This window comes from Mucilaginibacter rivuli (assembly GCF_019391655.1).
GTDB classification, from domain to species: Bacteria; Bacteroidota; Bacteroidia; order Sphingobacteriales; family Sphingobacteriaceae; genus Mucilaginibacter; species Mucilaginibacter rivuli.
Map to the genome: position 1 here is coordinate 202,109 of NZ_JAHXPQ010000006.1, position 14,386 is coordinate 216,494.

At 40.3% G+C, this 14,386-nt stretch carries 15 protein-coding genes; 7 read left to right on the forward strand and 8 right to left on the reverse strand.

Features of this window, described 5'->3' with window-relative positions:
- Window positions 1–49 precede the first annotated feature (49 nt).
- Window positions 50–946, forward strand: a complete 897-nt coding sequence (locus tag KXQ82_RS15165; RefSeq protein ID WP_219489287.1) for a PorP/SprF family type IX secretion system membrane protein — start codon at window positions 50–52, stop codon at window positions 944–946.
- A gap of 172 nt (window positions 947–1,118) precedes the next feature.
- Entirely contained in the window at window positions 1,119–3,605 is a 2,487-nt protein-coding gene (locus tag KXQ82_RS15170; RefSeq protein WP_219489288.1) for a TonB-dependent receptor, read from the forward strand.
- Between the two features lie 72 nt (window positions 3,606–3,677).
- Here the strand turns inward: KXQ82_RS15170 and KXQ82_RS15175 are convergent, their stop codons facing one another.
- From KXQ82_RS15175 to KXQ82_RS15195, 5 genes are all read right to left on the reverse strand, one after another.
- A complete protein-coding gene (locus KXQ82_RS15175) occupies window positions 3,678–4,697 on the reverse strand; it encodes an asparaginase (RefSeq protein ID WP_219489289.1) in 1,020 nt (339 codons plus the stop codon).
- A 43-nt stretch (window positions 4,698–4,740) separates the two neighbouring features.
- Window positions 4,741–5,508 carry a TatD family hydrolase gene (locus tag KXQ82_RS15180; protein WP_219489290.1) on the reverse strand — a complete coding sequence of 256 codons (768 nt, stop codon included), beginning with the start codon at window positions 5,506–5,508 and terminating at the stop codon, window positions 4,741–4,743.
- Window positions 5,509–5,560: 52 nt separating this feature from the next.
- On the reverse strand, window positions 5,561–6,562 hold the full coding sequence (locus tag KXQ82_RS15185; RefSeq protein ID WP_255563676.1) for an FKBP-type peptidyl-prolyl cis-trans isomerase: 1,002 nt from the start codon (window positions 6,560–6,562) through the stop codon (window positions 5,561–5,563).
- A gap of 61 nt (window positions 6,563–6,623) precedes the next feature.
- Complete coding sequence (locus tag KXQ82_RS15190; RefSeq protein WP_219489291.1) at window positions 6,624–7,640, reverse strand: FKBP-type peptidyl-prolyl cis-trans isomerase; 1,017 nt, start codon at window positions 7,638–7,640, stop codon at window positions 6,624–6,626.
- A 2-nt stretch (window positions 7,641–7,642) separates the two neighbouring features.
- Window positions 7,643–8,653, reverse strand: a complete 1,011-nt coding sequence (locus tag KXQ82_RS15195) for a DHH family phosphoesterase (protein ID WP_219489292.1) — start codon at window positions 8,651–8,653, stop codon at window positions 7,643–7,645.
- Window positions 8,654–8,778: 125 nt separating this feature from the next.
- Here KXQ82_RS15195 and KXQ82_RS15200 point away from each other — a divergent pair, with 125 nt between their 5' ends.
- Window positions 8,779–9,198, forward strand: coding sequence for a nucleoside-diphosphate kinase (locus KXQ82_RS15200; protein ID WP_219489293.1), 420 nt, complete (start codon window positions 8,779–8,781; stop codon window positions 9,196–9,198).
- A gap of 256 nt (window positions 9,199–9,454) precedes the next feature.
- Here KXQ82_RS15200 and KXQ82_RS15205 read toward each other — a convergent pair whose 3' ends face one another.
- Complete coding sequence (locus KXQ82_RS15205) at window positions 9,455–9,745, reverse strand: DciA family protein (RefSeq protein WP_219489294.1); 291 nt, start codon at window positions 9,743–9,745, stop codon at window positions 9,455–9,457.
- Window positions 9,732–10,841 (reverse strand): DNA replication/repair protein RecF, encoded by a 1,110-nt coding sequence (recF, locus tag KXQ82_RS15210; RefSeq protein ID WP_219489295.1) that lies wholly within the window; start codon window positions 10,839–10,841, stop codon window positions 9,732–9,734. Before recF ends, KXQ82_RS15205 begins: the two co-directional genes overlap by 14 nt.
- A 132-nt stretch (window positions 10,842–10,973) precedes the next feature.
- Here recF and KXQ82_RS15215 point away from each other — a divergent pair, with 132 nt between their 5' ends.
- The 3 genes from KXQ82_RS15215 to ytxJ all read left to right on the forward strand — a co-directional run bounded on the left by KXQ82_RS15215 (window position 10,974) and on the right by ytxJ (window position 12,801).
- A complete protein-coding gene (locus KXQ82_RS15215) occupies window positions 10,974–11,651 on the forward strand; it encodes a tetratricopeptide repeat protein (RefSeq protein WP_219489296.1) in 678 nt (225 codons plus the stop codon).
- A gap of 89 nt (window positions 11,652–11,740) precedes the next feature.
- Window positions 11,741–12,235: a 6,7-dimethyl-8-ribityllumazine synthase gene (gene ribH, locus KXQ82_RS15220; RefSeq protein ID WP_219489297.1), complete on the forward strand. Its 495-nt coding sequence runs from the start codon at window positions 11,741–11,743 to the stop codon at window positions 12,233–12,235.
- A 236-nt stretch (window positions 12,236–12,471) separates the two neighbouring features.
- The gene (gene ytxJ / locus KXQ82_RS15225; RefSeq protein WP_219489298.1) at window positions 12,472–12,801 is read left to right on the forward strand and encodes a bacillithiol system redox-active protein YtxJ; all 330 of its coding nucleotides are present in this window, start codon (window positions 12,472–12,474) and stop codon (window positions 12,799–12,801) included.
- An 82-nt stretch (window positions 12,802–12,883) separates the two neighbouring features.
- Here the strand turns inward: ytxJ and KXQ82_RS15230 are convergent, their stop codons facing one another.
- Window positions 12,884–13,285 carry an OsmC family protein gene (locus KXQ82_RS15230; RefSeq protein WP_219489299.1) on the reverse strand — a complete coding sequence of 134 codons (402 nt, stop codon included), beginning with the start codon at window positions 13,283–13,285 and terminating at the stop codon, window positions 12,884–12,886.
- A gap of 218 nt (window positions 13,286–13,503) precedes the next feature.
- On the opposite strand from KXQ82_RS15230, the gene lipA reads away from it, so the two are divergent.
- Window positions 13,504–14,382, forward strand: a complete 879-nt coding sequence (lipA, locus tag KXQ82_RS15235) for a lipoyl synthase (protein ID WP_219489300.1) — start codon at window positions 13,504–13,506, stop codon at window positions 14,380–14,382.
- Window positions 14,383–14,386: the final 4 nt, after the last annotated feature.

The following is a 14,386-nucleotide window of genomic DNA, read 5'->3' on the forward strand; positions in this document are numbered from 1 at the left end:
ACATGGGTTATAAATAACCGAAGCAATTAAAATTCAAATAAGCATTAAGATGAAAAAACATTTATACATAGCATTACTGGTTGGCTTAACCACTCAACTATGGAGCAACAAGGCATTGGCCCAACAGCCCTTTACCTTTACACAATACATGAATAATTTAACCCCGGTTAACAATGCCTATTCAACTACAGATAATGCCGGCAGCGTAAACCTGATAGGCCGCAGGCAATGGGTAGGTATTGATGGCGCACCATCATCATTTCTGTTAAACGGAAGTGTGCCACTTGCAGGTGTTGGCGGCAACGTAGGCCTGGTACTTTTACAGGATAAAATAGGACCTGAAAACTTAACGGAGATCAATGCTTTTTTTGCTAAGAAGGTACAGTTATCGGGCGGTAATTTTTTATCAGCATCAATTAACGCCGGTTTTAGAAACCATAAGATCACTTATTCAAGCCTTGACCCATCTGACCCTAAATTTCAAAACAGCGATGTGAACGAAACCATAACCAACCTTGGCTTTGGCGTAATGTTATATGGCAGCAACTATTATGTTGGTTTATCACTACCCCGCTTATCATTAAACAGCGGTACCAATACCTCGCCAAATGCCTACTATTTAACCGGCGCTTATGTTAAAGACCTGGGTACCGATTTTAAAATTAAACCATCAGTACTATTAGCCTACCAGGGTAATGCTTTGCCACTTGAATACAACTTCTCGGCAACGCTATATGTAAAAGAAGATGTTGGTGTAGGTTTTAATTACCGTAATGATAACGCTGTGGCAGGTATACTTACAGTTAATGTTGCTAAGAACATCCAGTTTGGTTATAGCTACCAGTTTAGTGTTGGTAAATACCCTGTTGGAGGTGTTAATAATACCACACAAGAACTTACTTTAAGCTATCGCTTTGGCAAAAACCTGGCTGCAAGATTTTTGTAAAATACAATATCCATAAACAAAAAGTCCTCCGGAGTTCCCGGGGGATTTTTTTGTTTTTAGCTACTCCAAAACGAACTGGTTTCAAAGTAATAATATTATTACAGGAATAAATATTGAAATACAGGTTTAATTCAAATTCCCTTACAATTTTTGCAGCAGTTAATTATAAAAAATGAAATATACATTTCTGCTTGTTGCAGTACTCCTTTTTAGTTTATTAGTTAAAGCTCAAACAAACAATATCCCTGCAAAGGGTAAAATAAGCGGCAAGATAACCGATGCAACAAATAAAGCCCCGATTGAATACGCTACCATTGCTGTTTATAAACAAGGTAGCAAAACACCCATCAATGGTTCAACATCTGATACTAAAGGCAATTTCAGCGTTACCAACCTCCCCTATGGCGAGTACCAGGTAGCGGTTGATTTTATTGGCTACCAGCATTATGTTATTGATCATATTATTCTGAGTGCAGCAAAGGCAACGGTTGTGCTAAACAACATCGCAGTACTATCTATGCAAAAACAATTGGGTACAGTTAATATAACCGCCCAGGCAAGTACCATTGAGAATAAAATTGATAAACTTGTTTATAATGTGGGTAACGACCTTACCGCACAGGGCGGCTTTGCTACCGATATCTTGAAAAAGGTACCAATGGTAACTGTTGATATTGATGGAAATGTAGAGTTATTGGGTAACCCAAGTGTAAAGTTCCTCATTAATGGAAAACCATCAAGCATATTTGGGGCCAGCCTTGCGGATGCACTGCAATCCATCCCATCGAGCCAGATAAAAAGTATTGAGGTAATTACAAGCCCAGGTGCAAAAAGCCCGGCAAGCGGCACAGGTGGCATCATCAATATTATATTAAAAGATAATAAGGTACAAGGTTATAATGGATCAGTTAATTTATCGGCCGGAACACGTTTGGAGAATACTTCGGTAAACCTTAATGCCCGGAAGGTTAACTTTGGTATAGGTGCTTATTTTAGCGGCAATCAAACACTACGGTCGAAAACGTTAAGTAACCGTGAGCGCACCAATATATATAAGGACACTACGCAAAACCAATTCCAAAACGGTTACGGGAATACTGAAAGACAGGGTGGACAGGCGGGTTTAGAACTGGATTGGGCGATAAGTAAAGTTGATAACCTGACAGCATCTTTGAGCTATCATAATTTTTCGAACTATAATGAGGGTATAACCAGCCAGGAAGACCGTCAATTAAAGGGTGTTACTCCCTACTCGGATATACAACTGTTAAGAAACTCGAACAGCCGCTTTGGTGAGAACGCTTTTGACGCCAGTGTTGAGTACAAAAAAAGCTTTAAAAAAGAATGGCATGAATTAACCATAGCATATAATTTTAGTTATAACCGCAACAATGGCAACTACTATCAAAAAGTAAATTATATTAACCAGGCCACGGCAGCATCGGGTTCAACAGGGGATAACCCCGGCCGGGAGAACGAGAGCGAAATATCTGTCGATTACGCCTACCCTGTTACCGAAGATATAATGTTTGAAACCGGAGCTAAACTAAACATCTATCAAACAAACTCCATATCAAACGTAAATACTTTCAACCCGGCAATTAAAGACTTTGTATTCGACCCGCTGCAATCAACCAACTTTACTTATGGCCGTAACGTATACGCGTATTATGTATCAACTACATTTCCATTGTTCAACTTTCTGGATGTTAAGCTTGGCTTGAGGGATGAGTATACCACCACAACGGTTGATTTTCCCGGGACGAATATTCCGGATTATAATTTTTTGTCGCCATCGGTAGCTGTTTCGCACAAAATCAATAAAACGCAGAGCATAAAATTTGGCTATAGCAAACGTATTGAGCGGCCCGACTTTGGCGATATAAACCCTTTTATTAATTATAACGACCCATACAATATTCAATATGGCAACCCCAACCTGCATCCCGAAATAGGCAACAATTTTGAGATCGGCTATAACCGGTCATTTGAACAGGGGAGCAATATTAACATTACAACCTTTTACAGGCATAATGGCTTTGATGTAAAGCAATACAGCTTCCGTGTCGATTCATTACTTGAAACCGGTGGAAAGTACTATAAGAACGTTTATATACAAACACGTGCCAACGTAGGATCTGAGGTTACCATTGGCATTAACCTGTCATCATCAATCCAGGTGACCGATAAATTTACCATACGGCCCAATATCATCACATCGCAAAGACGCGTGATGGTTAATTTACCTAATGTGCCTGCCTTTGTAATGGGTTATGAAACTCGTTTAAATTTAAATGCCGGTTACCAATTTAAAAACAACCTTGCTGCCGAAGCATTTGTTAATTACAGTACCCCAAGGGTGGGTTTACAGGGAACAAACTCATCATTTATTGCCTATAACTTTGCTGTGAGAAAACAATTTTGGAATAAGAAAGCAAGTTTGGGCCTCACCGCTACAGTCCCCTTTAACGAATATGTTGATCAAACATCGACCATATTACAAACGCAGCCAAACTATAGCTACCAACATAGTGTAAGACAGGTGCCTTTCCGTTCGTTTGGTATAACGTTCAGCTACAGGTTTGGGAAGCTTGAATTTAAGAAAGATAAAAACAAGGACGGTAACCCGAATCTCCCACAGCCGGATCAGGGGTATTAATGTTGAGTCGGAATACTTGAGTCAGTTTAAAGCCTGACCAGTCAGGACTATTTCCTTCAGACTAAAGGCTTATCAATACCAGGTTAGTTCACCTCTTAGATCCTGCTCTAACAGGCGGGCTATTTTAATAGGATCTTGCTCCTGCCCTAACAGGTACATGGTTTTGGTGATGGCGGCTTCGTAGGTCATATCATAACCATTAGCAACGCCCATATCCTTGAGTTGCTTACTCGTCTCATAACGGCCAAGCTCAACAGTGCCTACCTTACATTGAGAAATATCGAGTATTACCTTACCGTTATCGATCGCCTTTTTCAGCATATCAATAAACCAGGCATCGGTAGTGGTATTGCCTGCACCAAAAGTTTCCATTACTACAGCCCTGATGTCCGATTCGAGAATCGCACTAACTACAATTGGGCTTATGCCGGGGTAAAGCTTTAACACGGCAATATCATTAGCCAGATTTTTATGCACCTTAAACGGCGCATCTACAGGCTTCCTGATGTAGTTTTCACTAAACTTAAGATGCACACCCGACTCGACCAAAACAGGGTAATTAGGCGAGCGGAAGGCCTCAAACTTGGCTGAATTATATTTAAAAGCGCGGTTACCGCGGAATAGCTTATAATCAAAGTAAATACCAACCTCAGGTACCAGGGCACGGCCATCTTTCATTGACGAGGTGATTTCAATGGCCGTCATCAGGTTTTCCTTCGCATCGGTGCGGATGGCGCTTATAGGTAATTGCGAGCCAGTGAAGATAACAGGCTTGGCCAAATTCTCCAACATAAAGCTCAAGGCTGATGCAGTGAATGCCATCGTATCTGAACCGTGCAATACCACAAAACCGTCTACCCTATCATAATAGCTTTCAATAATACCTGCCAGATCAGCCCATACCTCGGGGTTCATGTTTGATGAATCGATGATCTGATCGAAAGACCGAACCTCGATCTGGCAGTTAAGGCGCTCCAACTCGGGCACGTTATCCATGATCTGCTCAAAGTTGATAGGCTTGAGCGCTTTAGTTTTCGGATCGGTCATCATACCTATGGTTCCGCCGGTATAAATGATCAGTATCTTAGTCATGGATATATTTAAGTTTTCGGATAAAAATAATCAAACAATACATTTAAGCACCAAAAATCCGTTTCGAATTTTCGGTTGTAACCGCTGCAACAGTATCAATGTCTACCTGGTGCACATCAGCAATTTTTTGAGCAATATAAATAAGGTACGAGCTCTCATTAGGCTTACCGCGGTGTGGCACGGGTGTAAGATAAGGAGAATCTGTTTCTAAAACGATGTGTTTAAGATCAATTTGCTCAACAATTTTATCTAAGCCCGAATTTTTATAGGTAACAACGCCGCCAATACCCAAATAAAAGCCCAGGGCTATTACTTTTTGAGCCTGTTCTAATGTTCCGGTAAAACAATGGAAAATTCCGCGCAGCTTTTCATCTTTTTCTTCAGTTAAAATAGCATAAACCTCATCAAAGGCATCGCGGCAGTGAATAACAATGGGCAGATCAAGCTGCTTTGCCCAGGCTATTTGTTTTTTAAAGGCCTGCTGCTGCTCGGCCAGCAGGGTTTTATCCCAATACATATCAATACCTATCTCGCCAATGGCATATACTTTATGGCCGCTATAAGCCTGCATGATCTGGCTAAGTTCAGTTTCCCAACCGGCCTTAACATCACAGGGGTGCAGGCCAAGCATAGTAAAGCAATTTTGAGGATATGCACTTACCAGGGATGAGATCAATTGCAAAGATGCCACATCCACATTGGGTAAAAACAAACGATCAACACCTTTATCCAAACAACGCTGCATTAATGCGGCTTGTTTGTTTATATCTGTTTCGTAGTATAGATGTGTATGCGTATCGGTAAATACCATGGCGCAAAACTAATAAAAAATGCCTCCTGTTTGTACAGAAGGCATCGTTTTGTTATTTTTTCTTTGGCGCCGCGGTTGTTTTTACCGTGGTTGTTTTTGCCGTTGCTTTTTTAGCGGTGGTTTTTTTAGCTGTTGTTTTTGGGACGACGTGTGGTACGGCTTTTACCTTTACCAGTTCGAGCTCAAAAACCAGTGGCGTAAATGCGGGAATATCTTCGCCCGCGCCACGCTCGCCATAAGCCAAAGCTGATGGTATTACCAGGCTTGCTTTTGAGCCTTCGTTTAACAATAACAAGGCCTCATCCCAACCTTTTATTACCTGGCCCTCGCCTACTGCAACCTTAATAGGTTCGTAAGTACGGCCGGGTTGTTGTAAACCTGCTGACTTGGCAACCGCTTCAATGCTCGAGTCGAATACCTTACCGTTAAGGGTGTGGCCAACGTAATTAACATAAGCTGTATCGCCTTTTAACGGTTTGCGTTTTATTGAGGGTTTGGTGATAAAATATTTTAAACCCGATGTTGTAGTTTTATAAGCCTGTTTGCTTTCGGTAACATACTTTGTAAGGGCCAGCGCTTCTGCCGATTTCATGGCTTCCATGGCTGTGTTTCGTTCGGCAATAGCTTCATCAATAGTTTGTACACGCTCAACTTTCAGCAAAAAAACTATGCTGCTGCCTTTTGGCAAAAACGGTGGGCGCTGTTCTTCGTGGCCAACAAAAACAGAATCGGAAGGAACTTTTACAATTGCGCTGTCTTTTGATGCCAGCAGCGGGAATATCTCCATCAGATCGGCAATGTTTTGCGATGCCTGTACCTGTAATTTAACCGGGCGGCCTGATTGGTATGAACTGTACAGTACGGAATCCTTTTCAGTTTTTTGAATAACATTAAAGGTAATAACATTGCTCAGTTTGATCTTATCACCCGGGTTAGCGGTAAATATATGATATGACGCGCCTTTTGGCGTATGCTCAAACGTTACCTGCGCATTGGCTTTGTTTAAAAGCACCAGGCTTAACACAAGCACTAAGAATGATCTGTAATTAATCATGATTTATCAAATAAAACGCCTCCCCTGTAAAAGGGAGGCGTTATAATAAAGCGTTTACTATTTATTTTTTAGCTTTTTGCGCCTGTTGCATCTGTGCTTTTAACTGCTGCATTTGCTCAGGTGTTAAGCTTTGCTGTGCCGCTGCAGGTTTAGGTGCGTTAGGATCAGCGTGTTTAACATCGATCATTTCAATTTCGAATACCAACGGGGTAAATGGTGATATAGCACCTTGCATACCTTGCTCGCCATAACCTAATATAGATGGAATAACAAATGTTGCTTTTGAGCCTTTAGGCATTAATTGCAAACCTTCATCCCAACCCGGTATTACGCTGTGTACACCTACAGTAATGTGTGCCGGAGCATAAGGGCGGCCCGGTTGAAATTTATTCGCTTTTTTAGCTTCAGCTTCAATGCTGGTATCAAATACTTTACCGTTTAAGAAAGTACCGGTATAGTTTACAATAGCAGTATCGCCAACGGCAGGCTTAGGGCCGTTGCCTGGTGTTGTAATTACATAGTTTAAACCTGATGGGGTTGTAGTAACAGCCAATTTTTTATCGGCAATGTACTTTTTAATATTTGCAGGCTCTTCGTTCTTAGCTTTATCGCTCAGGTCTTTAAAGTATGCAGATACTCTTTTTTGGAAAACTGAATCAGCTTCGTTTTTCTGTTTCGAGAAAACTTTAACAATACGCAGGCTGTAAATATAATATTTACCTTTAAAGCCCGGAGGTTTTGGCTGACCTGATTTTTTAGCAACGGTATCAACGTTTATTTTGAATACGGCGCTATCACCCTCGCTTAATTGCTGAAGAGCCCACATCAAATCGCCTTTGAATTGGAATTTTGGCACCGCGAAAGAAGCAGGGTGACCGGCATCATAAGTGCTTGATAACACAGAATCGCCTTCGTTTTTGATCACACCATTTAAGCTGATGATGTCGCCTTCTTTAATAAGCGGTCCGGTTTTATCTTCAACAATGCTGTACAACGTTCCGCCGTCGCCTTGTTTAAAATTTTTGCAGCCTGCAATAGTAATGGCTGCTACTGCTAAAAGCATTAACTTTTTTTTCATTTTTACTGTATTAATAGTTTTTTGTATTCTGGTAATATGGTTTTAAATTGATTTACTACGTTTTCTAATGTATCACTAACTGCCCCACCTGCCGCGTTACGGTGCCCACCGCCATTAAAATACTTTTTACATATTTCGTTAGCCGGAAACTCCCCGCGCGACCGTAATGAAAGCTTCACTTTATCAGGCCTTTCAACTATAAAGGCCGCTAATTTAATTCCTGTAATTGACAATGCGAAATTAACTACACCTTCCGTATCCCCGGTGATGATATCAAAGCGTTCGAGCTCTTCGGCAGTAACTGTAATGAGCGCCGTATGGTATTCGTACAGCATCTCCAGCTTGTTGCTGAGGCAGTACCCTAAAAAGCGTAAACGTGTTTCGGATGAGCTATCAAAAACCAGTTGGTGTATTTTCGAGTTTTCGGCACCGGCATCTATCAGATCGGCAACTATGCGGTGTACGGTTGATGTTGTTAACGGCAGGCGGAACGAGCCTGAATCCGTCATGATTCCTGTGTACAAACAGGTGGCTACATCTTTACTCAAAAACTGCTTTTCCTGCATTTCGTTCACAATAAATTCGTAAACTAACTGAGCGGCAGCACAGGCGTTAATATTCCATACCCTGTAATCATCAAAATCTTCAGGCTCCAGGTGATGATCTATCATTACTTTTACTGCTCCGGTTTGCCTAACTACCTCGCCCATTTCGTTAATGCGGCTCAGGTTATTAAAATCGGTACAAAAAATAATTTCGGCAGCATTTATCAGTTGGTTGGAGGCTTCGGTTTGCTCTGTATAAATAATAACCTCTTCGTTGCCCGGCATCCAATTAAAAGTTTGTGGGTAATCAGTTGGCGTTATCACCTTTGCGTGATGCCCTTTTTGTATGAGGTAATTGTACAACCCTAACGCCGAACCCATAGCATCGCCATCGGGTTTGTGGTGAGTGGTAATTACAATTTTTTTAGGGCTGGCTAATAACGCTGAAAGCGAGGCTATATCTAACATTAACTTTTGAAAAACGAAACGCAAAGCTAAATAAATTAATGAAATACAAAACCATGTATTTACGTGGTTTTACTTTAATATCCGGCATTAAAAGCATAATTTTGCGCCAGTTTTAAAAAATAACAATGGAAACAAATAAAACATTTACAATGATTAAGCCTGATGCTGTTGCCGCAGGCCACATTGGAGCTATTTTAGATAAAATAACAAAAAGCGGTTTTAAAATTACCGCTTTAAAATACACCTGGTTAAGCAGCGAAAAAGCAGGCCAGTTTTACGCTGTACACAGCGAGCGCCCTTTTTACAAGGCTTTAGTTGAGTTTATGTCATCAGGCCCTATTGTTGCGGCTATTTTAGAAAAAGATAATGCGGTTGAAGATTTCAGGAAACTGATTGGCGCTACTGACCCTGCAAAAGCTGAACCGGGTACAATAAGAAACCTTTTTGCGAAATCAATTGACGCGAACGCGGTTCACGGATCAGATTCTGACGAGAATGCGCAGATAGAAGGCAACTTCTACTTCTCGGCTTTCGAAAAATTTTAACTTAACTTGTTGATTTTTAACTAAGAAGTTTGTAAATTTGTATTTACAGGTTTTTTAGTTAAAAATCTTTTTAATTTAAACAGGGACATGAAAGCAGCGAAGTATTTTTTATATGTGGTAGGGATAGTTTTGCTTTCATTATATTGCTACAGTTTCTATCATTTTCACCCCGAAATACAATTTATATTTTTAGTTCCGGGTGTGTTTTTGATCATTTTCTCGTCTATCCTAACAGATATTCAGGCTTATCGTACAACTAGAGGAAGATAATTTCTTCTATCAATTCTATTCCCGATCTCTCGTTAATTTTTTGAATAATTTGTGAATGCATTAATTGTATCTCATTCTTTATTACCGACGATTCTATTTTAAGGAACAGCTTTTTATTATAGATATAGATCTCTTTAGTTCGGTTAGCTACCGATTTGCCCATCAGTTCGCTCCAATGCGCAACAACCGATGTTTCATCAAACTTACGCTTTATCTTATACACATTGAGCATCTGCTCAATGGCCTCTTTCATCGATTTATCGTTAGTTCTGCTCATTTGTTACCTCTCCTTTATCAACCTTAAACATCTTTATCTGTACGCCCAGGGTATTAAATATCTGGTTTATACGGGCAGCGCTGGTATCGGTTATAAAAACCTGCCCAAAATCATTGTTAGATACCATCTGCATCAGCTTCACCGTACGGTGCTCATCCAGTTTATCAAAAATATCATCAAGCAATAGTAAAGGCTTATACCCTTTTTGCTGTTGTAAAAAACTATATTGTGCCAGCTTTAAGGCAATCAAAAAAGACTTTTGCTGCCCCTGCGATCCAAATTTTTTCATGGGCATGCCATGTATGGTAAACTGCAGGTCATCTTTATGTATGCCGGCGGTGGTACGCTCCAGCACCCTGTCGCGCTCAACCGATCTTTTAAGTAATGCTGCAAAATCATCTGCAAGTAATTGCGACTCGTAAACCAGGGCTACCTGCTCCGCATCATCACTAATAAATTGGTAATGCCGGTTAAAAATATCAGTAAAGGTTTCCATAAACGCTTTACGCTTTTGGAATATCCGGTTTCCCGATGATATCAGTTGCTCATCATACACCTCTAACAAAGCAGGGTCGTACTTACCGGTATCGGCTATCAGCTTTAATAAGGCATTACGGTTTATCAATGTTTTATTATAGGTGATCAACTCATCCAGGTATTGATTATCTGTTTGCGATATTACGTTATCAATAAACTTACGCCGCTCTTCGCTTCCTTCAATAATAATGCTGATATCGTAAGGTGATATCATAACCGATGGAAAAAGCCCGATATGATCTGCAAGGCGCTGGTATTCTTTTTTATTACGCTTAAACTGTTTTTTTTGATTGCGTTTCAGGCCACATGCTATTACTTCTTTGTGCTCGTCTTTTTCAAAAACTCCGTTTATCATAAAAAAATCGGCACCCTGCTTTATCTGCTGGCTATCAATAGGGTTAAAATAGCTTTTGCAGAGCGACAGGTAATGCATGGCATCCAGCAAATTGGTCTTGCCCGCGCCATTACTGCCCACAAAAACATTTACGCCGGGCTGAAAGCTTAATTCGGCCTCGTTGTAATTTTTAAAATTGAGTAAAGACAGTTGTTTTAAATGCATGATAAGTATGCATCAAAGTTAATATTAAAGGCCATTTTAAGGGTTAAAAAACGAGTCAAATATTTAACATAAAAAAGATATTGCTAAAAAAATCTAAAGTTGTATTTTTGCACTCTTAATTTTAGACAAGAAATGTCAAATACGAACGTAAGTACACCAATTGATACCAATAACAAAGATTTTGGCCAAACCGGCAAATTTGTTTTAGACAACCAAAAAAGCCTCATTTTTATAGCAGCAGCAATTATATTGCTTGTTTTAGGATATTTTAGTTATCAAAAGTTTTACCTGGCACCACGCGAAACCGAAGCTGCCAACCAAATGTTTGTAGCGCAGGATGCATGGGCTAAAAAAGATTGGGACAAGGCCATTAAAGGCGATGCCGGTTACCCGGGATTTGAAAAGATCATTAGTGAGTATGGCAATACCAAAGCTGCCAACCTTGCTTATTTTTATTTAGGTACTGCTTACCTTAACAAAGGCGAGTACACAAAAGCCATTGCCAACCTAACCAGCTTTAGAGGCGATGATAACGTTATCGCATCGGAAGCATTGGGCCAAACAGGTGATGCTTATGTTGAGCTTAAAGATTACAGCAAAGCTGAAACCTATTTTCAAAAAGCTGCAGACAAGGCTAAGAATACCTTCCACACTCCTTTTTACCTTAAAAAGTTAGGTTTGGTTTACGAAGCTGAAAATGATCTGAAATCGGCTATTGATACTTACAAAAAGATTAAAAGCGAGTATCCGCAAAGTGCAGAGGCCCAGGTTATAGATAGTTACATAGCCCGCGACGAGGCGAAACAATAAGACAATGATTGAATGACTGATTTATTGAATGATTGATTATTTTAATTCTTTATTCAATAAATCGATCATTCAATAAATCAAAAATAGCAATGTCTACCCAGTTAAAAAACCTGTCCGATTTTTCTCATACCGAGGTACCATCGGCTGTTAATTATAAATTTGGGATAGTAGTGGCCGAGTGGAACGCGGTTATTACCAATGCCCTGTATGGCGGCGCTTACCAAAGCCTGATAGACCACGGCACATTGCCCGAGCATATTTTCACCTACGCCGTACCGGGCAGCTTTGAATTAACCTCGGGTGCCGACCTATTGCTTAAAAATTTAAAGCTTGATGCTATTATTTGCCTGGGTTGTGTTATCCAGGGCGAGACCCGCCATTTCGATTTTATTTGTAACGCGGTAGCTAACGGTATAAGTAATGTTGCTATAAAATACAGCAAACCTGTTATATTTGGTGTATTAACTACCGATAACCAACAGCAGGCCGAAGACCGTGCAGGCGGCAAACATGGTAATAAAGGAGTTGAAGCCGCAGTTACCGCCATTAAGATGGCAAATTTAGCTGCAACCCTAGATAATTAATTTCGTTTAAAAGCGTTATATTGCAAAATATTGTAGCATGAAAAAGTTAATCTACATCACCATCCTGGCAATCGCATTAGGTAGCACGGTTTCATCGTGCAGGTCGCAATTGTGCGCCGCGTACGGTTCAAACCACAAATAAACACCTCCTTGTCAAATTTTTACCATTATGCTTCTGTGGCGTAATTATTGCCTTATTTTTGCGGGTAAAATTAGGCATACATATTATTTTTGGCATGATTAACTGGACTCTATTAGAAACGGCTGAACAGATTGATGGGATTAAAAAACAGCCCGGTTATAGTATTATTTTTAAACATAGTACCCGCTGTTCTATCAGCATGATGGCTAAAAGAAGGTTTGAAATGGATGGCGATGAACTGCCACCTGATATTTCGATGTACTTTTTAGACCTGATAAAATACCGTGAGTTATCTAACAAAATAGCATCTGATTTCCAGGTACACCACGAATCACCACAAATGCTTTTGATCAAAGACGGCGAATGCATCTTAGATCAATCGCACGGACAAATATCTGTTGAAGAAGCGGTAACTGTTCTTTAATGTGCAAATTGTAGATGTGCAAATGATAGAAATACTTTTCATTTGCATATTTACTCATTCGCACATCTGCACATTCAAAAGCTTACCATCCAAAATCAACAGTCTTAACTAAGCTTTCGCTCAGACTGTAGTAAACCGGGCAGGTATAGGCAATTTCTTCAAGTTGTTTCTTTTGTTCTTCGGTATAGTTTTTGGCAAACTTAAACTCGACAACAATTTCAGATACGCGGCGTGGGTTGGCTGCCATTACTTTGGTAACAAAACATTTAGCGCCATCAAGGTCAATATTATCTTTAGCCGTTCTGATAGCCATTGTAGTAAGCATACAGGTACCTAATGAGGTAGCCAAAAGGTCGGTTGGCGAAAAAGCTTCGCCCTTGCCCTGGTTATCTGTAGGCGCATCAGTTATAATTTGAGTGCCCGACTGAAGGTGTGTATTATTTGTACGCAATTCGCCAATATAAATAGTTTCAACAGTTGCCATGTTTTTTTGAGTTATTGAGTTGTTTGTTGTTGAGTTATAAAGTTACATTGTCATTGAATTATGATTTGACTAAACTGTTTCAGGTAGCGAAACCATCCAACAATTTAATAATAAATAACACAATAGCAACTACTTAATTTGACGCAAATCTAACAACTCAATAACCAATAACTAATAACGGGCGTGTTTTTTAAATCTTATTTATCTATTTTTGTTGTATGATCGAATTACCGGTTGTTTCTGCAAACCAAACACAACGCAAGCCAGATTGGCTTCGCGTAAAACTCCCTGTAGGGAAAGAGTATGCGCATGTTCGCGGATTAGTGGACGACCATAAGCTGCACACCATCTGCGAAAGCGGGAATTGTCCTAATATGGGCGAATGCTGGGGAGCAGGTACCGCTACCTTTATGATATTGGGTAATATTTGTACCCGCTCATGCTCGTTTTGCGCTGTTGCTACAGGCAGACCCCTTGCAGTTGATATGGACGAGCCTAACCGCGTTGCTAATTCGGTTAAGCTGATGCAGGTTAAACATTGTGTAATTACCTCGGTTGACCGTGACGACCTGAAAGATGGAGGATCGACCATTTGGGCGGAAACCATAAATGCTATTCGCCGTGAAAGCCCTACTACCACTTTAGAGACCCTGATACCAGATTTTAGAGGCATCTGGGAAAACCTTGACCGCGTAACAGCCGTAAGACCAGAGGTGGTATCACACAACCTGGAAACAGTGAGACGCTTAACTAAAGAGGTGCGCATACAGGCAAAATACGACAGGAGTTTAGAATGCCTAAGCCGCATATCAGCAACCGGACTCAGAACAAAATCGGGTATTATGTTGGGTTTGGGTGAGCATGAAGAAGATGTTTTGCAGGCTATGGAAGACTTATTAGCCGCAGGTGTACATATTTTAACCTTAGGCCAATATTTACAACCAACAAAAAACCATCATCCTGTTGTTGACTGGATAACACCAGATCAGTTTGCAAAATACAAACAGATAGGTTTAGATATGGGTTTCAGATATGTAGAAAGCGGACCATTGGTAAGATCATCTTACCATGCCGAAAAACATTTATTTGATTTGTAAGTAA